This window comes from Sphingopyxis sp. GC21, from assembly GCF_025727575.1.
In the GTDB taxonomy this organism is placed as follows: Bacteria; Pseudomonadota; Alphaproteobacteria; order Sphingomonadales; family Sphingomonadaceae; genus Sphingopyxis; species Sphingopyxis terrae_A.
Genome location: NZ_CP095845.1, coordinates 2649354 through 2669273 on the forward strand (window position 1 = coordinate 2649354; position 19920 = coordinate 2669273).

Here is a 19920-nt window from a genome sequence, read left to right on the forward strand (position 1 = left end):
CGGTTCACCGCTTCCGCATCGGTCCGCCGCGGCGCCGAAATGCCCGTTCGGCGACGAAGCGAAGAGCCTGAGCGACGAATTGCACGGCTTAACAAAAGGTTCCCCCACCCACCGCACCAACGGCGCAACTCACCGCTAGACGGGTGGTGGTTGCGAAAGCCTGTGGCAGAGACGCTGCAACGCTTGAAGACAAGCCAATGGGGGGTCGCCTTTCATGCTTCATCGCCGCTTTCTGGGTGCATTTGCGTTGTGTGCTTCGCTGCTCGTCAGCCTTCCTGCCGCCGCGCAGAGCTATCTCCAGTGCGTCCCCTTCGCCCGTTCGGAATCGGGTGTCGAAATCCGCGGCAATGCCAAGACCTGGTGGTCGCAGGCGGCCGGTGAATATAAGCGTGGCCACGAACCCCGGAAGGGTGCCGTCATGGCATTCGCCGCGACCCGCGGCATGCCGCTGGGCCATGTCGCCGTCGTGAAAAAGGTCATCAGCGACCGCGAAATCCTGATCGACCATGCCAATTGGTCGCCGATCAACGGCCGCCGCGGCCAGATCGAGCGCAACGTCCGCGTCGTCGACGTCAGCGACGCTGGCGACTGGAGCGCGGTGCGCGTCTGGTATGCGCCGATCGGCGATCTCGGCCTGCGCGCCAACCCGGTGCAGGGCTTCATCTATCCCGACAGCGACAGCGCGCCCGACAGCTCGACCTTCGACGCACCGGTGTGGGCGAGCAACAATTGGAAGCCGGGCAACGGCCTCGACGTCGTCGCCGCTTCGCTGCGCTGAGTTGAACTGAGCAAAGTCTAACCGCTAATCGTCATTGCAAGCGCAGCGAAGCAATCTCCAGATCGACAGCCGGAGATTGCTTCGCTGCGCTTGCAATGGCGAAAGGCCGTTCAGTCGTCCGACGCGTCGTCGCTCTCGGCCCCGGCATCTTCGAACCAGGCTTCGACCGGGCCCGACAGCTTGATCGTCATCGGCTGGCCGAAACGATCCTTCGACTTGCCCGCCGCGACGCGGATCCAGCCTTCCGAGATCGAATATTCCTCGACGTCGGTACGTTCCTGGCCCTTGAACCGGATGCCGATGCCGCGTTGCAGCACCTCCATGTCGAAATGGGGCGAGCGGGGGTTGGTCGACAGGCGGTCGGGGGGCGTATCGGTCATCTGAAATCTCCGTTTTCTGGCCGCTGCCGCTAGGCGAGCCAGCCTCGCAAATCAAGCGCCGCGGCGCCCTGCCATGCCGCCGCGCCTTGCGTGCCATAGCGGAACAGAGCGCTACCCCGCGCCGCGCGCGCAACGTCCCGTCGCGAAATAGAGGGTTAATGCCCGATATTTCCGAAACCGGCCGAATGGCGCGCATTTGCTTGGCCCAAGCGGCAACATGCGCGCCGAAATCCGAATTAACCATCGGAAAAGACGAAACTTTTTTCGGGGAGGCGGCGTCTTCTGGACAGGGACGATATCCACGCGTGAAGGAGAACGTCCATGGTTTCGACGCGTCTTGATCGTCGCATTTCCTTGCTCATCGCCCTGCCCGTCTGTCTGGCGCTCGGCGCCTGCGAATCGTCGGGAAGCTACCGCGTCGGCGCGGTCGGCCCGGCCGGACCGACCGGCGCTGCCGGCCCGCAAGGCCCCGAAGGGCCCGCCGGACCGCAAGGCCCCGCTGGCCCCGCCGGCCCCGCCGGCGGCGCGCTCGGCCTTGGGGATGCGGGCGCGCTGGCTGTCGGCGGTCTGGTCGGGCCGGGCGGTATCGCGGGCACCGGCCTGCTTGCCAACACCGGCGACCCTGCGAACGTCAATCCGGTGATCGGCGGCGTGCTCGTCAAATCGGGCGGCCTCGTCAATGTCGTCGCCGACAAGACGTTGCTCCTCGCCAATGCGGTCGACAGCAAATTGCCCGGCGGCACCAACCTCGTCGGCACGGTCGTCGGCGTGGTCAAGAGCACCGGCGTCGCGCTCGTCCAGACGGGCAACGGCCAGCAATATCTGCTCGACGGCCTTGCCGCCGCGCCCGGCGAACTTGTCACCGCGACGATCGGCAAAGCCACCGCGATCGGGTCGCCCGACGCCTCGCCGCTGATCGGGGCGAGCATCCTGTCGCCCGGCCAGACCAACGGATCGCTGCTGACCGTCGGGGTCGGGTCGAACGGCAACCTCGTGACGCTGCAACCCGGCGGCAGCGGCAATCTGCTCGGAGGTCTTGGCGGCGCGGTGCCGGGGACCGGCACACCGGGCAGCGGGGCGGGCAATCTGGTCGGCACGCTGACCAGCACGGTCGGCACCACCGTCGGCGGCGTAGTCGGTCAGGCAGGCGGTCAGGCCGGGGGTTCAGGCACCGAAAAAGGCGGTCTGGTCTCGGGCGTCACCCAGGGTGTCGGCGGCCTCCTCGGCGGGTTGAAGCCGCCGCGCGGGGATTGATCGCGATCATGCGCAGCCCGAACCGGTGCGGCGCCGCGGCGTTGGCAGCAGCGATGCTCCTGCCCGCCGCGGCGTCCGCCGCCCAATCGTCGACCACCCCGCTCGAACCGGGGCGCCCGCCGCTGTCCCCGACCAGCGACCGGCCTTTCCCGCTTCCCGATCCCCAGATCGCAGCGCCGTCGCCGGCACGCACGGCGCCGCAGGGGCGCCCCGACATCGCGATCCGCAAAGTCCGCTTCATCGGGGCAGGCGTTCCCGCCAATGTCGCCAAGGCAGCCGAGCGCTATATCGGCCGCCCCGCCTCGACCGAAAATCTGAAGCGCCTCGCCGCCGCGATGACGCGCGCCTACAACCGGTCGAGCGTCGCGCTGTTCACGCTCGTCATCCCCGAACAGGATTTTGCGGACGGCGTCGTCACCGTCGCCTCGGCCGAGGGGCATATAAGCCGCGTGACGATCAGCGGCGATGCGAAGGGCGGCCCCGCCCCGCTAATCGCGCGCATGGCCGCACCACTGCCAGGGCAAGCCCCATTGCCGCGCGCCCGGTTCGAACGCGCGCTCGGCACTATCGCCGACATTCCGGGCACCAAGGTCACCCCGACGCTGGCGCTCGGCGACAGCCCCGGCGCGGTGGCGCTCGATCTGGCGGTCGACGCCAGCCGCCCGACGCTCGGCGTCGGCTTCACGACGCGGTCGAGCCCCTATGTCCGCGACGGCATCGTCGAGGCGACCGCGCGCGGCTACAGCCTCCTGCGCAGCGGCGACGAGAGCCAGCTCGGCGGCGCGGCGGCGGTCGATTTCAAATCGCTGCTCTATATCACCGCGCGCCATTCGACGCCGCTGGGCGCCGCGGGCACGCGCGCCGAGCTGTCGGTCGCGGCGCTGCGCACCCGGCCGCGTGCGCTCGCCATCGACGGCAAGGCGTGGAGCGGCGGGCTGGCGGTCACCCACCCGCTGATCCGCAGCACGCGGCGCACGCTCACCCTGTCGGGGCGGCTCGACTATCTCGATTCGCGCAACGCCCTGTTCGGCACCACTCTCGCGGCGGAGAAAAGCTGGACCGCGAGCGGCGCGCTGGCCTTTCGCCTGACCGAGGACCGCAGCGTCGTCGGCGCCCACCTCGGCGTCTCGCGCGGCCTCGACATTGCGGGCGCGCACGTCGATCCGGCGGTGGGGGAAGCGGGGTTCCTCCATGCCGACGCAGCGGTCGAGGCGAATCAGGCGGTCGGCAAGCGCGTCGTGCTGCGCGCGGCCGCCACCGGACGCTGGACGCGGGACCGCCTGCCGGCGGCACAGCGCTTCAGCGTCGGCGGCGCCAGCTTCGGGCGCGCCTTCGACGACGGGCTGGTTAGCGGCGACCGCGGCTATGCAGGCTTCGGAGAACTGGCGCTGCGCCCGCTGGCGAAGGGCGCGCTGGCGAAGAGCGAGGTCTATGCCTTCGCCGACTATGCCGATGTGACGCTGCTCGCGCGCCCCACGACATCGCGCAGCCGGTTCGATCTGGGAAGCTGGGGCGGCGGGGTGCGCCTGTCCTACCGCGACAATGCGACGATCGGGGTCGAGTTCGCCGATGCGTGGAACCAGCCCACCCCCGGCTTCGATCAGGGTTGGCGCGTCGCGCTCGCCTGGAAAGTGTCGATCCGCCCCTGACCGGCGCTCTCAGGCCGTGCGGCGCCCACGCTCGCGGGGTGGCGGCGCCTCGGCCTTGAACAGCGTTTCGGCCACCGGGTAAAGCTCGCTTTCCTCGCGCGCGATCCGGTCGCCCAGCGCGGTGAGGATCGCGCGCGTTTCGCCGCAGAAGCCAGGCCAGTCGGCCTCAACGCGCAATTGGGTCCAATAGCTGTCATAGGCCTCGAACGCCTCGGCGATATGGCCCATCTCGTCGACGAAGCGCGCGGCAAGTTCGGCAAGCACCGGCTCGCTCTTCGCCTGCAACCGCGGATATAGCGCCCAATCCTCGCACTTCAGATGGCGCACCAGCGTGTCGCGAAACATGCCGCGCACCGCGGCCAGCTCGGTCGGCCGCGGCGGGCGCCGCGCTGCAACAAATTCGATCATGAAACCCGACAGGGTGACGAGCGCCGCATGTTCGGCGCGCAATCGGCGCATTTCCTGCGTCAAAGGCATGAACCACCCTCCAGTCGAGCGGTCCCTCGCTTGTCTAGGCCGTGTTGACAAAAGGGATTCCCAAGCCCGCCTCCTTCTGATTCAAGACTGCTTTTTGAGGAGCAGTCATGGGTCGCGGGGATTTGTCGGATGCGGAGTGGGAACTGATCGGGCCACTGCTGCCGCCTGAGCGCGGCCGTTGGGCGCGGCCCGCGGGCGATAACCGGCTCTTCCTCAATGGAATGCTTCACGTGCTGCGGGTCGGCTGCCCCTGGCGCGACATGCACGAGCGGTACGGCAAATGGAACTCGGTCTATGTGCGCTTCCGCCGCTGGGCCGAACAGGGTGTCTGGGATGCCTTGCTGCAAACGCTGGTCGAATTGGGTCTAACCGACGACTGGCAACACATGATCGACAGCACCAGCGTTCGCGGCCACGTCTCGGCAGCGGGCGGAAAAGGGGGGCTTGTGCGAACGCTCTTGGTCGATCACGCGGCGGCTTTACGAGCAAGATCCACGCCCGCTGCGACAATCAAGGACTGCCTGTCGGCTTCATCCTGACCGGCGGCGAGGCCTCTGATTACACGGCCGCCGAACCGCTGATGGCGATCCCCGTCGCCACACCCAAGGCGCTGCTCGCGGACAAGGGCTATGATGGTAATCGCTTCCGCGACAGCCTGCTCGTCCGGGGCATCCTGCCGATCATCCCGCCCCGCTCGAACCGCAAGGTGCCAGAGCATCCCGACTATCGACGCTACCGGGACCGCAACCGCGTCGAGCGAATGTTCGGCAAGCTCAAACAGCAACGACGGATCGCCACCCGATACGACAAGACACTTCTCTCGTTCGAGAGCTTCCTCAACCTCGCCGCCTCGCGCCTATGGCTGAAGTCTTTTGTCAACACGACCTAAATAGCGCCGCATGCTGAAAAGAGCGTTAAGCACGCGCCGCCATGCGCCCACCGGGTCCGCCGCCGCGAGCGGCGCCGTCGGCGTCGTCGTCGGCACCGACTGGACTTGCCCACAGCGACCGCCCATGCTGGCGCGAAACGGGATGGAGATCGGGTGATGACGGATCTGGTATTGCGCGCCGACGAAGGCGGGATCGCGACGCTGACGCTCAATCGAGCCGACAAGCGCAATGCGCTGAACCTCGCGCTATGGGCTGAACTCGACGCGCATATTTCGAACCTCGCGGCCGCGGGCGATGCGATCGGAGCGGTCATTTTGCGCGCGAACGGGCCGGTTTTCTGCGCCGGCAACGACCTCAAGGAACGCGGGGTCGAAGCGCCGCGGCTGCATTATCAGGCGTCGATCGTCACCCGCCTCGCCGAGCTGCCGCAACCGGTGATCGTCGCGGTGCAGGGCGGCTGCTTTACCGGCGGGCTCGAACTGGCGCTGGCCGGCGACATCATCATCGCGGCGGAAAGCGCGCATTTCGCCGATACGCACGGCAAGTTCGGGCTCGTCCCCATCTGGGGGATGAGCCAGCGCCTGCCGCGCCGCGTGGGCGAATGGAAGGCGCGGGAGATGAGCTTCACCGGGCTGCCGGTCGACGGGTACGAGGCGGCCCGCATCGGCCTCGCCAATCATTGCGTCGCCGACGAGCGGCTCGACCTTGTCGCCCGCACCCTCGCCGAAGCCATCGCCGCCCAGTCGCGCCACAGCCTCCTCGCCTACAAGCGGCTGTACCGCGAACAAGCCGACCTTCCCCTCGCCGCCGGCCTCGCGCACGAAGTGTTCAACAGCGCCGGCGTTGCGCCGGACGTCGCCGAAAGGGTGGCGCGGCAGTTCTGACGGTCGCGGGGTGGCAGTTTGGGGTGGGAGCGGACGTTAGTTTATGAGATACAGCACGATTGAAACGGGTACGCTAATCAGGACCGAAATGCGTAAAATTGCGACGATCCAAGCTGCCGCGCGGCCATGGCGGTCGTCCACATGCTCAATGGCCGTTTGCGCAAGATCTACGATCAAGATTTCCATATCGACATTACCGGGGCCAAACATGTCTGCAATCGGTCGTCAGGCGCCGCTCCGAAGCCAAGGCGTCGTTGCAGTAATCTCCGCCATCGCGGCGCCTTCTGTGCCGAACATCCCGGATTGATATCCGGACGACCAGTAGGTCCCGGCGATCTGATCGAACGCTTCAAAAACCTCTTCATACTCGAAAAAGCCATCTGTCCGTTTGTAGACGCGCACCTTCCTCTCACCGTTCGGACTGATCATTTCGTGAATTAGGTCCATGCGGCCCCTCTTCGCATTGGGGTGTAAGTTCCGCAATCGGTTGCTTCCGGTCGTGCTGTCCATTTCGGCGACGAACGGCTGAAATGGGGAGGGGAGCGGACATCCAAAATCATTCACGGGATCTCAGATATTTAACAGTGTCAATGCAGCGGTCGGTCGGGGCGCGGGAGAAAAAATCTTCTCCGAATTTAGACATCCATTCTGACTTGCTATCGGGAAGTGCATTCAGGAGGTCGCGTATCTTCCGAAAAAAGTTCCGGTCGACCTCGCCCTCGATGATCTCCGATCCAGTGATAGTCGATGGAAAGTTCGCCGTTGGCATGAAGGTCACAAGGCCGCCGAATTTGAACCGCTTTGATGGTGGACGCAGACGCTCGAGATCTTCCTCGAAAACCACTATCAGGTCACCCTCGACTCTGCGTTTCTGCGTGCTTCCTCCAAGCATTCTGCTCAACCGGGGAGAAAACATCTTCAACGTTTGGCCGCGCTCGAAGACGAGACAGTCAAAGTGCTCAAACGAGACTACCTCTAATCCGCTTTGAATAGCGAGCTGGGCGGTAAGCTTCCGCTGCATTACTCTTTTCCCCAATTCTGCCGGTCGGCCTTATGGGGCGCTGAGTGAACGTCCGCAATCGGTCGTTTCCAGACATCCCCGCCCCCGAAAATTGACAACCGCTCTACTGCCCGACAAAGCGCCGGCATGACCCTTGCCATACGCTCCGCCACCCGCGCCGACCTGCCGTTGATCGCCGACTTGATTCGCGCGCTCGCCGACTATGAAAAGCTAGCCCACGAAGTCCGCTTCGATGACGCAACGCTCGGTGCCAAGCTGTTCGCCGAACGCCCTTATGCCGAAGTAGTGATCGGCGAGGTCGATGGCGTGGCGCAAGGTTTCGCGCTCTTCTTCCACAATTTTTCGACCTTCGAGGGCAAGCCGGGCATCTATCTTGAAGATTTGTTCGTCCGTCCCGAAGCGCGCGGCGCCGGACTCGGCAAGGCGCTGCTCGCGCATCTGGCGCAGCTTTGCGTGGAACGCGACTGCGCGCGTCTCGAATGGTCGGTGCTCGACTGGAACGCCCCCGCCATCGGCTTCTACCATAGCCTTGGTGCGCGGATGATGGACGAATGGACGGTAATGCGCGTCGACGGCGACGCGCTTCCCGCCCTCGCCCGCGCTGCGCCCTCAGCCGCCTGACGTACCGGGACGGCGGCGCCGCTCCATCGGCCAGCTCGGCATGTGCGCGTCGGACAGGCGCTTCGCCTCGCCCGGCGCGATCCCCAATTCGGTCAGCGCGCGCTCCAGCGCCGCCGCAGCCGGAACCGCGATATCGGGCTGCACCCCTGCGCCTTCCCAATCCTTGCCCGTCGCCGGATCATAGGTCCGCCCGACCGGGATGAAGGCGGTAAAACCACCGCCCAGTTCTTCGCCGCGCCCGAAATGATTGGCGCCGCCGGTCGGCGCGCCGATCAGCACCCCGCGCCCGCTCGCCTTCATCGCCAGCGCGAAATGTTCGGCCGCCGACGCGCTCGCGCCGGACGTAAGCACATAGACTTTCGCCTGCGTCAGCCGCGGGTCGCCGTTCGGCATCGCCCAATGTTCGCGCGTCACCATGGCCGGGTCGCCTACGACCGGCCGCATCGAGGAAATGCCGTCAATCGGCGAGCCGCCTTCGGCGTCGACCGATGCGCGCGTTGCCATCGCGACGAGCCGCGTCGGCTTGGCGAACAGCCAGGGAAAGATGACGTCCATCTGCTCGATCCCGCCGCCATTGTGCGACCTTATGTCGAAGATGATCGCCTTGGCGTCGGCGTGATCGGCCATGAACTGCGCCGCCGCCTGCGTGACCGCCGCGTCGTCCGGAAAGACGTTGAAGCGGATGAAGGCGATGCCCGGCGCGATCCAGCCGGGCTGTTCGATCGCGGGCTTTTGCGGGCGCGGCGCGGCGGGCGTTCCGGGCGCCGCATCCGCGCCCTCGGGCGGCTTCACGCGCAGATGCCCGTCGGGCGACACGCCCTGCACCGCCGCGCCCAGCGCCTCGGCGAGCGCCGCGCCGGTCAGGGGGGCATAGCGCCCCGCCGCAATCCCGGCGCGCAGGGCAGCGGCGTAACGCTTGCCGATATCGGGATAGACATAATTGGCTTGGAGCTGCGCGGCATAATGTTCGGCGACGACGTCGGACGGCACCGCCGCACCGGCATCGGCCGCCATCGCGGCGGGTATAGGCAGCATTAGTGCCGCGGGGCTCGCCGCGAGCAACAGCAGGGACAGGGGAAAACGGCCAAGCATCATATCGGTCTCCATCGAAAGGATATTCGGCGCGACCGGTCCCCGTCCGGCGCCGCGCCGTCCTACGAAGCTGTATCATATCTGCAATACAGATCAACTACAATTGTAGTCGATGGATGATCAGGCGCGTTTGCGCCCCACCCAGATCAGCACGACGCCCAGCACCGCCAGGACTGCGCCGTTGCGCGTCCACACGATGTCGCCCAGCATGAAACTGCTCGCGGGCCAGCGCACGATGTCGAGTCCCTGCAATATCCACAGCAAGCCCATCAGCACCATCGCGACCCCGACGATCGCCGCCAATCCTCTAACGATCTGCATGTCAGCCTCCCCTTTTTCTTGCAGGGAAGCTGACACAAAGCCGCGCCGCTGTCACGCGCGGCGCTGAAGCCCGATCAGCGGCCGCAGCCAGTCGATCCGCCGTCCGCCGAGATAAAAGGCCCAGCATCCCGCGACCGTCGCCGCGACGAGGATCAGGAAGGCCGGCAACGCCGCGACCTGCCCCTGCAACAGCCACCAGCCCACGACGACGATGATCGTCTGATGGATGATGTAAAAGGGGAACACCGCCTCGGCGAGCATGGCGCGCCTTGGATGGTCGCGGTTCGCAAAGCGGTCGGCAATCCCGACCAGCGCGACAATCGTCGCCCAGCCCTGCACCAGTCGCACGACCATGAAGATCGTCACGATTCCCGCCGGGGCCGGGCCTTCGTCCGGCGCGCTCCACATCGCCCAGGTGATATAGCCATAGGCGGCGACCGCGAGCAGCGCCGCCGCCGGCCAGCGGCGCGCGACGCTTTCGAAAAGCACCGGCCGCTCGCGAAGTAGCCAGCCGATAAAGAAGGGAACCAGGTAATGGAGATGGTTCGGCCCGCCGTCGACCAGCGCGTGCGTCTCGCGATAGCCAGGAAAGGTGAACAGGATGGCGAGCCATATAGCGAGCGGCGCAATCAGCAACCCCCAGCCGCCAAACAACCTCGCCGCACCATCGGCGATCTTGGCCCGCGCCCGATCGGGCACCAGCACAAGAGCCGCGACCGCGAGCAGCGTGTAAGCGAACAGATAAACGACGAACCACAGATGCTGCCACGTCGGCAGCATGATCCCGTCGAGCGTTCCGAAGAGGAAATAGTCGTGGACCCAGAAGTAGCCGAAATCATGCGCATAACCATGCTGGGTCGCCAACTCGATCCACGGCTGCACCGGAATGACTACGATGATCCCGAAGGCGAGCGGGATCAGCAGCCGTGCGCTACGCGACCGCAGGAATGCCCCCGCGCCGCCGAGCTTGGCGAACAGCGCGGCGCTGGCATAACCCGACACGAGGAACAGCAGCGGCAATCGCCAACTGTTCGTCGCCATCATCGGGATTTGCACCCAGTCCATCGGATGCGGCGTTTTGACATGCCACCCCCAAGGCACGAAATACATCCCGATATGATAGAGGATGAGCAACGCGAACGCGCCGATGCGCAACCAGTCCATCCCATAATGCCGTGTCGTCACCATACCCAAATCTCCTTTGCCGGGCCCCGCCGCAGCCGCTAATCGGGATGGCGGCAGCCGGGCGACGGCGGCGGGACGAATTGCGGAGCCGATGTGACGGAGAAGGACGGGCGAGGGACGAGCGGCGGCGCGACCGGGACGAGCGGTTTCGGCCCGCGCGCGCTGACCTTGCTCGCCTTCGGGGCGCTGCTTGCCTACGGACTCATCCGTATCACCTCGAACGTCTATTCCTATCTTGCCGACCGCCGCGCGGCGGGCGTCGATGTGACCGCGGCGACCGCATGGACTTACGAAAGCACCAGTCTGCTCGCCTGGGCGTTGATGATGATCGTCTGCTGGTTCAGCGTCCGCACCGTCCGCCCACCGCGCTTCGGCTGGCGCACGGCGGTCGCGATCCATGCCGCGCTCGCCTTTCCTGTGTCGCTCGCGCATATCGCGCTGATGGTCGGCTTTCGCATGCTCGCGTGGCGGCTATCGGGTGGCACCTATCATTTCGAATCGCCCGACGGGACGCCGGTCTTCTATGAATTGCGCAAGGATCTGGCGACTTATGCCGAGCTGATCCTGCTCATGTTCCTGATGCAGTGGCTGATCGACCGTTACGCAATGCCGCCGGTCGCAATCGTCGCGCCGACGACGCTCGCGGTCGGCGACGGATCGGTAACGCACCACTTGCCGGTCGCCGAGATCGAGCATGTCACCGCAGCGGGCAATTATGTCGAGATCGCATGGCGTGGCCAGCGCCTGCTCCACCGCGCGACATTGAGCGCGATCGAAGCCGAACTGGCCCACGCGGGTTTCGTCCGCATCCACCGCGGACGCATCGTCCGCAAACAGGCGGTCCGGCGCGTCGTCACACATAAGAGCGGCGATTTCGAGGTCGAGATGGAAAGCGGCGAGATGCTCCGCGGCAGCCGGCGGTTTCGGGAGAAGCTGGAGGGCTGAAACGCCTTAATCGAGCACCCGCCACGCCAGCTCGGCGAACTCGCAAAGCAGCGGCCGCGTATCCCTGGGATCGATGATGTCCTCGACCCCGAATTTCTCAGCGGTGCGGAACGGCGAGCGGACGCGGTTGAGCCGTTCGCGGATCGCTTCCAGATGCGCCGCTGGATCCTCCGCCGCCTCGAGCTCGCTCTTGTACGCGACCTCGACCCCGCCCTCGATCGGCAGGCTGCCCCAGTCGCCCGAGGGCCACGCAAAGCGGTACTGGAAGCGCTCGGCGTTCGACATCGCGCTGCCCGCGATGCCATAGGCCCGCCGCACCACAACCGACGCCAGCGGCACGCTCGCGCGGTAGATTGCGTTCATCGCCTGCACGCCATAGCGGATCGTCCCCGTCCGCTCGGCCTCGCCGCCGATCATGAAGCCCGGATTGTCGACCAGATGGACGATCGGCAGCCGGAACTGGTCGGCGAGCTTCACGAAGCGCTCGGCCTTCTCGCTCGTCTTGGCGTCCCACGATCCGCCCAGATAGGTGGGATCGCTCGCCAGCACCGCGACCGGATAACCGTCCAATCGCGCAAATGCGGTGATCACCGCCCGCCCCCAACGCGCGCCCATTTCGAAGAAGCTGCCCTGGTCGAACACCGCTCCCGCGATGCGCCGCATCGAATAGACCTGCTTTGCCTCGCGCGGAACGACCGACAGCAGCGCCTCGTCGCGTCGGACGACCGGGTCGCTGCACGGCGTCCGCGCCGCGCGCTCATGGATCGACGACGGCAGGTAGGACAGGAACCAGCGCGCCCGCGCAAAGGCCTCGGCCTCCGACGCCACCTCGTCGTCGACGACGCCGTTGCGCGTATGGACGTCGACCCCGCCCAGCTCCTCGCGGTCGAGCGTGTCGCCGATCGCTGCGGCAACCGCGGGGCCCGCCGCGAATAATTGCGACAGCCCGCGTACCATCACGCTGTAGTGGCTCGCGACGACGCGCGCCGCACCCAGTCCTGCGGTCGGCCCCAGCGCCAGCGCGACGACCGGCACGGTATCGAGATTGGCGATGATCTCGTCCCAGCCGGGTACGTGCGGGATATAGGTATAGCCCATATCCTCCAGCGTCTTCACCGACCCGCCGCCGCCGGTGCCGTCGATCATGCGGATCAGCGGCAGGCGATATTCGTGCGCCATCGCCTCGCACTGGATGAACTTGCGGTGCAGCGCCGCATCGGCCGCGCCGCCGCGCACGGTGAAATCGTCGGCACTCGCGACCACCGGCCGCCCGTCGATATTGGCCCGCCCGAAGATGAAATTGGACGCGGCGAGGTCTTCAAGGGTGCCGTCGGGGCCATAAGCCCCCCGCCCCGCGATCTTGCCGATCTCGCGAAAGCTGCCCGGATCGACGATCGCCGCGAGCCGCGCGCGCGCGTCCATCTTGCCGCGGCTGTGCTGGCGCGCGACCTTCTCTTCGCCGCCCATCTTTTCGGCCATCGCGCGCCGCGCGGAAAGCTCGTCGACTTCCTTTTTCCAGCTCATACCGATCAGGCTAGCTTACGTTGACGGAAACGTCATTCCGATTCTTCGCGCGCGCTGCTACCGTCGCGCGATGACCCGCTGCTTCGCCCTCGCGCTTGCCGCCGCGCTCGCTCTGACATCCCCTCTTTCCGCCGCAGCGGCGCCGCGCGCGATGCCCGGTTTTGCCGAACCCTACAAGACCGACGCTTTCGATCCCGACGACGATCCGATGGCCGCCATCGACGCCGCGCTCGCTGCCGCCAGAGCAGCGGGCAAGCACGTGCTGCTCGTCATGGGGACGGGCACCTGCCACGACAGCGCGTGGCTCGCCAATCTGCTCGCGACAGATCGGTTCGCCCCGGTGCGGAGCCGCTATATCGTCGTGTTCGCCGATGTCGGGATGCCGCACGCCGGCCTCGTCCGGCATCCCGAGGTTCCGGCGCGCTTCCGCTTCAAGATCAAGGGCACCCCGACCGTCGCGGTCCTCGACGGCGACGGCCGCGTGCTCAACCGCAAGGCGGCGCCCAGATGGCGCAACGCCGCGAGCCGCAGCGACTACGACATCTATAACGAACTTATGGGAGAGGAAAACTGATGGCGGATATGAACCTTGGCGGTCGCACCGCGCTCGTTACCGGGGCATCGCGGGGGATCGGACGCGGCATCGCGCTGGCGCTCGCCGGGGCGGGCGCCGACGTTGCGGTCAACTACACCCGCGACGCGGACGCCGCCGCCGAAACCGTCGCGGCGATCCAGGCGCTCGGCCGCAAGGCCAAGGCCTATCAGGCGTCGGTCACCGACGAGGCGGCGAGTGCCGCGATGGTCGCTGCGATCGAGGATGATTTCGGCCCGATGTCGATCCTCATCAACAATGCCGGCATCGCCAGCCGCGGCCGGACGGTCGCCGACACCGACGCCGCCGAGGTCGAAAAACTCCTTGCCGTCCACGCGGTCGGCGCGCACCGGCTGAGCCGCCTCGCGCTGCCGCAGCTTCGCCAGCATGCGCGCAGCGACGTGATCGTCATTTCCAGCGTCGCCACGCTCCAGCACAGCGCCAACAGCGCGCCCTACACCATGGCCAAGGTCGCGGGCGAAGCGCTCGCCCTCGCGCTTGCCAAGGAAGAACTGCGGAACGGCGTGCGCGTCAATATTGTCGCTCCGGGCCTGACGATCAGCGACATGGGCGAACGACTGGCGCAGGCGATCACGGGTAATCCGGACATTCACCATCTCGACGCCAAATTCCCCTTCGGCCGCGTGTCCGATCCCTCCGACGTCGCTGCGGCGGTGCTCTGGTTCGTCAGCGATGCCAACCCCTATTGCTCGGGTCAGAAACTCAACATCGACGGCGCGGGGCAGGCGACTTTCCGATAGGCCCTTCTCGTCATTGCGAGCGGCGGAGCCACGTGGCAATCGAGAGTAGTGCAAATCACCCTGGATTGCTTCGCTCCGCTCGCAATGACGACCTAATGCAGAGATCGACCGTATGAAATTCATGGCCGCCGCCGCGCTCGCGCTCACCCTCGCCGGCTGTACCACGGCGCAGTCGCGCGAACCGCGCGCAGCCGCCGAGAGTCCCGCCCCCGACGAACCGATGTTCACCCCCACCGAGGTCGAAAGCCGCGGTTCGGTGACGGTCGGCAGCGTCACCATCCCCTATCGCGCCGTCGCGGGCACGCTGATCGTCCACCCCAGGGGCTGGGACGACACCGTCGCCATCGAACGCAAGAGCGACAAGGATGCAGCCGCCGAGGTTCCGGCGTCCGAAGCCTCGATGTTTTACACGGCCTATTTCAAGGAGGGCGCGCCCGCCGAAACGCGGCCGATCACCTTTCTGTTCAACGGCGGGCCCGGATCGCCGACCTTGTGGCTCCACATGGGCGCCTATGGCCCCCAGCGCGTCGAAACCCCCGATCTTGCTCATGGCAGCGCGCCCTATCGCACCGTTCCCAACGAGCACAGCCTGCTCGATGTCTCCGACCTCGTCTTTATCGATGCCCCCGGCACCGGCTTCAGCCGCGTCGCCGGCAAGGACAAGGAAAAGGCATGGTTCGGCGTCGATCAGGATATCCACGCCTTCACGGTCTTCGTCCGCGATTTCCTGTCGAAATACGGCCGCTGGAAATCGCCCAAATATCTTTACGGCGAAAGCTATGGGACGATGCGCGCCGCCGGGATGACGCTGGCGCTGCAATGGCAGGACATCGACCTCAACGGTGTGATCCTGCTTTCGGACATTTTGAACTGGGATCTCGTTCCCGACGATCCGCAAGTCAATCCGGGGGTGGACCTTCCCTATATCGTCTCGCTGCCGACCTATGCCGCGACCGCCTGGTATCACAAGCGCGCGGGCGCGGGACGCGAGCTCGCGCCGTTTTTGAAAGAGGTCGAGGCCTTTGCGACCGGCGACTATGCGATCGCGCTGCTCAAGGGCAATAACCTGCCCGATGCCGAACGACAGTCGATGGCGGCCAGGCTCCACGGATATACCGGCCTCCCGGTCGACTATCTGCTCAAGACCAATTTGCGCATCGAATATGGCGCGCTGCAAAAGGAGCTGCTCGCCGACAAGAGCGAAACCACCGGCACGCTCGACACCCGATTCACCGGGGCGACGCTTGATCCCTTGAGCAAGACCGCATCCTACGATCCGCAGGGCAGCGCGATAGGCGCCGCCTACACCGCCGCGTTCAACGACTATGCCCGCGGCACCCTGGGCTACGGCGCAGGCAAGCATTATGAGGGCGGGCTCGATGTCTATGGCAGCTGGGATTACAAGCATAAGCCGCCCGGCGCCGGCCAGCCGCTGATCGCGCTCCCCAACGTGCTCCCCGACCTCGCGGTCGCGATGAAGCAGAATCCGAAGCTGAAGCTGCTGGTAACGGGCGGCTATTTCGACATTTCGACACCCTATTTCGCTGGCCGCTACGAACTCGCGCACCTTCCAGTGCCCAAGGAATTGCAGGCGAACATCGCCTATAAATATTACCCTTCGGGCCACATGGTTTACGTGAACCCCGCGCTGCTCGGCGAGATGCACGACGACGCCGCGGCCTTCATCCGCGGGACCGATGGGGTCGATTAGAAAGCGCCGCTCGACTTATTCAGCTCGTCATTGCGAGGAGCCGAAGGCGACGCGGCAATCTGCAGCTATCAGCCTTGCGCAAGGCCGATAGCTGGAGATTGCTTCGCCCGCTCGCAATGACGATTCCAACCCATGTCATCCGGCCTTACAGCACCATCCATGCGCCCCGATTCGCCCTCGCCCGTCATCCCCTTCCTGATCGCCTGCGCGGGGATCGCGACCTTTTCGGCGATGGATGTGCTGATGAAGGGGCTGTCGATCGACATCGGCGCCTATAATGCCGTGCTCTGGCGGACCGGCGCCGGCACCCTGTTCAGCGGCCTTCTCTACCTCGCCTCTCGACCGGCCGCCTGGCCCGATACCGCGACGATGAAGATCCACGCGGTGCGCGCGCTGTTCGTCGCGGGGATGGCAATCACCTTCTTCTGGGCGCTCGCGCGGTTGCCGATGGCCGAAGCGATCGCCCTTGCCTTCGTGGCGCCGCTGATGACGCTCTACATGGCGGCGATCTTCTTGGGAGAGAAGATCGGCCCGCGATCGATCGCCGCTTCGTTGCTCGGGCTGGTCGGCGTCGTGGTCATCGCCGCGGGCAAGCTCGGACAGGGGCAATATGAGGCGGAGGCGTTGCTCGCGGTCGGTGCGGTGTTCCTGTCGGCGATCTTCTATGCCTACAACCTCATCCTCGCGCGGCGGCAGGCCAAGATGGCCGAACCGATGGAAATCGCCTTCTACCAGAATCTGTTCGTCACCCTGTTCCTCGGCCTCGGCGCGCCGTGGTTCGCATTGCCGCCGGGCAGCGCCCATGCGCCGCACATCGTCGGCGCCGCGATTCTCGCGACGATCTCGCTGCTGCTCCTGAGCTGGGCCTATGCCCGCGCCGAGGCGCAGATCCTTGCGACGACCGAATATACCGGCTTCCTCTGGGCGATGATGTTCGGCTGGTATTTCTACGCCGAACCGGTGACGCTGCCGACCATCGCCGGCGCGCTGCTGATCGTCGCCGCCTGCCTGATCGTCGCGCGCAAGACCCCGCAGCTTGATCCGATCGAGCCGGCGGCTGCCTAGACCGCCGCGCGCGCGAGCCGGTCGTTGATCGCCGCGCCCAGCCCTTCGGCCGGAATCGCCGCCACCGCGATGCGCGGCTTCGCGCTCGCCGCCCCCGCGTGCAGCGCATCGAACAGATGCGCCGCAGCCTCGGTCAGGTCGCCCGCCGCGCTCAGATTATAGTCGCCGGCCAGCGCGCCGAAGCCGATGCCATATTCGTCCGCCGCGAAGTCGTGCGCGCCTATCCGCACCGGCTTGCCTGGCGCATAATGGCTGGCGAGCATCCCCGGCGCGACGATCTCCGATCCCGCAACGCCCGTCACCGGCAGGCCGCTCGCCGCGCACAGCATCGCGGCGGTCACCGGCCCCGGCCGCAGCATCTCGACCGCGCCGTCCTTCACCCGCGCGATCGTCGATTCGACCCCGGCGCGCGTCGCGCCGTCGTCGATCACCAGCGCGACCCGGCCGTCGAGGCTCGCGAGCACATGCTCCGCCTTGGTCGGGCTCACGCGGCCGCTCGCATTGGCGCTCGGCGCGGCGAGCGGCGCGCCAGTCGCGGCGAGCAATCCGTGCATCGCGCGGTGTTCCGGCACGCGCAGCGCGATGGTATCGAGCCCCGCCGTCGCGATACGCGCCACCGGACAATCGGCCGTGCGCGGCACCACCAGCGTCAGCGGCCCCGGCCAGAACGCCGCCGCGAGCGCCCGCTCGGTCGCGCCGAACACGCCCAATCGCTCGGCCGCCGCCAAGTCGGAGACATGGACGATCAGCGGGTTGAAATCGGGGCGCCCCTTCGCGGCATAGATGCGCGCGACGGCTTGCGGGTTGCGCGCGTCGGCGGCAAGCCCATAGACGGTCTCGGTCGGCACCGCGACCGGCCGCCCTGCCGCGACAAGCTCCGCAGCGCGCGCAATGGCATCGGCCCCGTAGGGCGCGACCTTTGTTGCCACACTCTCGTTTTGACGCTCGGCCATGCCGCGCTATAGCGCCGGGCGCAACGGAATCACCCCCAAAAGCGGGAAACCCCATGACCTATACGGCGCCGACCACCGAACAGCTCTTTGTCCTCCAGCATATCGCGCGCATCGATGCGATGGCGCAGCACGACCGCTTTGCCGCGGCGACTCCCGACATGGTCGAGGCGATCGTCACCGGCATCGGCGACTTCGCGGCCGAGGTCTATGCGCCGCTCAACCGCGTCGGCGACGCCCAGAACCCGATATGGCAGGACGGCAAGGTCACGATGCCCCCGGGCTTCAAGGAAGCCTATAAGCAGTTCGTCGAGGCCGGCTGGGGCAGCATCGACGGCCCCGCCGCCTATGGCGGACAGGATCTGCCCTTCACCCTCGCGACGGTGATCATTGAAGCGCTGGGCAGCGCCGACATGGGCTTCACCCTTTGCAACATCCTGACCCCCGGCGCGATCCACGCGCTGATGGCCTATGGTACCGAGGAGCAGCGCCAGACCTGGCTGCCTAAGCTCGTCACCGGCGAATGGAACGGGACGATGAACCTGACCGAGCCTGCCGCGGGCAGCGACGTCGGCGCGCTGCGCTCGACCGCGGAAAAGGTTACCGAAGGCCCCAATGCGGGCCTCTACAAGATCAAGGGCCAGAAAATCTTCATCACCTTCGGCGAGCATGACCTCACCGACAATATCGTCCACCTCGTTCTCGCCCGCACACCCGGTGCGCCCGAAGGAACGCGCGGCATCTCGCTCTTCCTCGTGCCCAAATACCGCCTCGACGACGCCGGCAACCCTACCATCTCGAACGGCGTCCATTGCGCCTCGATCGAGCACAAGCTCGGCATCCACGGCTCGCCCACAGCGGTGATGGTCTATGGCGAAGGTGAGGATTGCCTAGGCGAGATCGTCGGCGACGAGATGGGCGGTATGAAGGCGATGTTCGTGATGATGAACAACGCGCGCCTGATGGTCGGCTGCCAGGGCGTCCAGATCGCCGAGCGCGCGACGCAGCAGGCGCAGCGCTACGCCGCCGAGCGCGTCCAGTCATCGCTCGCAGGCAGCGCCGACCGCACCCCAGTCACGATCGAGCACCACCCCGACGTCAAGCGCATGCTGTGGCGGATGCGCGCCCAGACCGAGGCGGCGCGCGCGCTCATCTATTATGCGTCGGCACAGACCGATTTCGGCAAACTCGGCGACGAAGCCGCCGCGCTGCGCGCCGAAGTCCTCATTCCGCTGGCAAAGGCGCACGCAACCGACATCGGCTGCGAGGTCGCCAGCCTCGGCGTGCAGGTGCATGGCGGCATGGGCTTCATCGAGGAAACCGGCGCCGCGCAGCATTATCGCGACGCGCGCATCGCGCCGATCTATGAAGGCACCAACGGCATCCAGGCCGCCGACCTCGTCGGGCGCAAGCTCGGGATGGCGGGCGGCGAAGGCGTGCGCAGCCTGCTCGCCGACATCACGCACGGCGCCGCCGGCCATCCCGAACTCGCCGACCTTGCCGCGGCATGCACCGCGGTCACCGACTGGCTCGAACAGGCGAACGCGCCCGACCGGCTCGCGGGCAGCTACCCCTATCTCACCATGCTCGCGACCGCGGCCTGCGGCTGGCTGATGGCCGTCGAGCAGCAGGGCGCGCGCGCCGCGCTCGACGCGGGCGATGGCGATACCGCCTTCCTCGAAGCGAAAATCGCCTCGACGCGCTTTTATCTGCAACAGATCGTCCCCGCGGCAACCGGCCTCGCGCCCTCGGCGCTTGCCGGCGACGCCGCGCTGGGGCCGCTGCCGCGCCTTGGATGACGCCGGAAAAGCCGCGCCGCT

Annotated in this window: 20 protein-coding genes and 1 pseudogene; 12 read left to right on the top strand and 9 right to left on the bottom strand. The window is 66.5% G+C overall.

Annotation, left to right across the window (positions count from 1 at the left end; translation table 11 throughout):
• Positions 1-214: 214 nt before the first annotated feature.
• The gene (locus MU856_RS12810; RefSeq protein ID WP_003040706.1) at positions 215-778 is read left to right on the top strand and encodes a CHAP domain-containing protein; all 564 of its coding nucleotides are present in this window, start codon (positions 215-217) and stop codon (positions 776-778) included.
• A 110-nt stretch (positions 779-888) separates the two neighbouring features.
• Here MU856_RS12810 and MU856_RS12815 read toward each other — a convergent pair whose 3' ends face one another.
• On the bottom strand, positions 889-1158 hold the full coding sequence (locus tag MU856_RS12815; RefSeq protein ID WP_003040709.1) for a DUF3297 family protein: 270 nt from the start codon (positions 1156-1158) through the stop codon (positions 889-891).
• A gap of 321 nt (positions 1159-1479) precedes the next feature.
• Between MU856_RS12815 and MU856_RS12820 the strand changes: the two genes are divergently transcribed.
• Both MU856_RS12820 and MU856_RS12825 read left to right on the top strand, forming a co-directional pair.
• A complete protein-coding gene (locus tag MU856_RS12820; RefSeq protein ID WP_202988365.1) occupies positions 1480-2412 on the top strand; it encodes a hypothetical protein in 933 nt (310 codons plus the stop codon).
• An 8-nt stretch (positions 2413-2420) separates the two neighbouring features.
• The gene (locus MU856_RS12825; protein WP_263587702.1) at positions 2421-4061 is read left to right on the top strand and encodes a ShlB/FhaC/HecB family hemolysin secretion/activation protein; all 1641 of its coding nucleotides are present in this window, start codon (positions 2421-2423) and stop codon (positions 4059-4061) included.
• A 9-nt stretch (positions 4062-4070) separates the two neighbouring features.
• Here MU856_RS12825 and MU856_RS12830 read toward each other — a convergent pair whose 3' ends face one another.
• Positions 4071-4538, bottom strand: a complete 468-nt coding sequence (locus MU856_RS12830) for a hemerythrin domain-containing protein (RefSeq protein WP_082819801.1) — start codon at positions 4536-4538, stop codon at positions 4071-4073.
• Positions 4539-4645: 107 nt separating this feature from the next.
• Between MU856_RS12830 and MU856_RS12835 the strand changes: the two are divergent.
• Positions 4646-5427: pseudogene (locus MU856_RS12835) on the top strand (IS5 family transposase).
• 156 nt (positions 5428-5583) lie between these two features.
• Entirely contained in the window at positions 5584-6312 is a 729-nt protein-coding gene (locus MU856_RS12840; protein WP_263587703.1) for an enoyl-CoA hydratase/isomerase family protein, read from the top strand.
• A 225-nt stretch (positions 6313-6537) separates the two neighbouring features.
• Here MU856_RS12840 and MU856_RS12845 read toward each other — a convergent pair whose 3' ends face one another.
• Positions 6538-6741 (bottom strand): hypothetical protein, encoded by a 204-nt coding sequence (locus MU856_RS12845; protein ID WP_186402564.1) that lies wholly within the window; start codon positions 6739-6741, stop codon positions 6538-6540.
• Positions 6742-6868: 127 nt separating this feature from the next.
• A complete protein-coding gene (locus tag MU856_RS12850) occupies positions 6869-7333 on the bottom strand; it encodes a hypothetical protein (RefSeq protein WP_263587704.1) in 465 nt (154 codons plus the stop codon).
• 126 nt (positions 7334-7459) lie between these two features.
• On the opposite strand from MU856_RS12850, the gene MU856_RS12855 reads away from it, so the two are divergent.
• Positions 7460-7954, top strand: a complete 495-nt coding sequence (locus tag MU856_RS12855; protein WP_263587705.1) for a GNAT family N-acetyltransferase — start codon at positions 7460-7462, stop codon at positions 7952-7954.
• On the opposite strand, the gene MU856_RS12860 is transcribed toward MU856_RS12855, so the two are convergent.
• From MU856_RS12860 to MU856_RS12870, 3 genes are all read right to left on the bottom strand, one after another.
• Positions 7943-9061: a S41 family peptidase gene (locus tag MU856_RS12860; RefSeq protein WP_263587706.1), complete on the bottom strand. Its 1119-nt coding sequence runs from the start codon at positions 9059-9061 to the stop codon at positions 7943-7945. The two genes, MU856_RS12855 and MU856_RS12860, sit on opposite strands and share 12 nt — an antisense overlap.
• Before the next feature lie 105 nt (positions 9062-9166).
• Positions 9167-9367: a hypothetical protein gene (locus tag MU856_RS12865; protein ID WP_062900721.1), complete on the bottom strand. Its 201-nt coding sequence runs from the start codon at positions 9365-9367 to the stop codon at positions 9167-9169.
• Positions 9368-9418: 51 nt separating this feature from the next.
• Entirely contained in the window at positions 9419-10555 is a 1137-nt protein-coding gene (locus tag MU856_RS12870; RefSeq protein ID WP_263587707.1) for an acyltransferase family protein, read from the bottom strand.
• A 90-nt stretch (positions 10556-10645) separates the two neighbouring features.
• Here MU856_RS12870 and MU856_RS12875 point away from each other — a divergent pair, with 90 nt between their 5' ends.
• A complete protein-coding gene (locus tag MU856_RS12875) occupies positions 10646-11497 on the top strand; it encodes a LytTR family DNA-binding domain-containing protein (RefSeq protein ID WP_062900723.1) in 852 nt (283 codons plus the stop codon).
• A gap of 6 nt (positions 11498-11503) precedes the next feature.
• Here the strand turns inward: MU856_RS12875 and MU856_RS12880 are convergent, their stop codons facing one another.
• Entirely contained in the window at positions 11504-13021 is a 1518-nt protein-coding gene (locus MU856_RS12880) for an acyl-CoA carboxylase subunit beta (RefSeq protein ID WP_263587708.1), read from the bottom strand.
• Positions 13022-13091: 70 nt separating this feature from the next.
• On the opposite strand from MU856_RS12880, the gene MU856_RS12885 reads away from it, so the two are divergent.
• The 4 genes from MU856_RS12885 (at position 13092) to MU856_RS12900 (ending at position 17150) form a co-directional block, all read left to right on the top strand.
• Positions 13092-13595: a thioredoxin family protein gene (locus MU856_RS12885; RefSeq protein ID WP_263587709.1), complete on the top strand. Its 504-nt coding sequence runs from the start codon at positions 13092-13094 to the stop codon at positions 13593-13595.
• Positions 13595-14374, top strand: a complete 780-nt coding sequence (locus MU856_RS12890; protein ID WP_062900726.1) for an SDR family NAD(P)-dependent oxidoreductase — start codon at positions 13595-13597, stop codon at positions 14372-14374. Before MU856_RS12885 ends, MU856_RS12890 begins: the two co-directional genes overlap by 1 nt.
• 112 nt (positions 14375-14486) lie before the next feature.
• Entirely contained in the window at positions 14487-16085 is a 1599-nt protein-coding gene (locus MU856_RS12895; protein WP_263587710.1) for a S10 family peptidase, read from the top strand.
• A gap of 159 nt (positions 16086-16244) precedes the next feature.
• Positions 16245-17150 (top strand): DMT family transporter, encoded by a 906-nt coding sequence (locus tag MU856_RS12900; RefSeq protein ID WP_263587711.1) that lies wholly within the window; start codon positions 16245-16247, stop codon positions 17148-17150.
• Here the strand turns inward: MU856_RS12900 and MU856_RS12905 are convergent.
• Positions 17147-18103, bottom strand: a complete 957-nt coding sequence (locus MU856_RS12905; protein WP_263587712.1) for an L-threonylcarbamoyladenylate synthase — start codon at positions 18101-18103, stop codon at positions 17147-17149. The genes MU856_RS12900 and MU856_RS12905 overlap by 4 nt on opposite strands.
• A 53-nt stretch (positions 18104-18156) precedes the next feature.
• Between MU856_RS12905 and MU856_RS12910 the strand changes: the two genes are divergently transcribed.
• Positions 18157-19899, top strand: coding sequence for an acyl-CoA dehydrogenase (locus MU856_RS12910; protein ID WP_263587713.1), 1743 nt, complete (start codon positions 18157-18159; stop codon positions 19897-19899).
• Positions 19900-19920 lie beyond the last annotated feature (21 nt).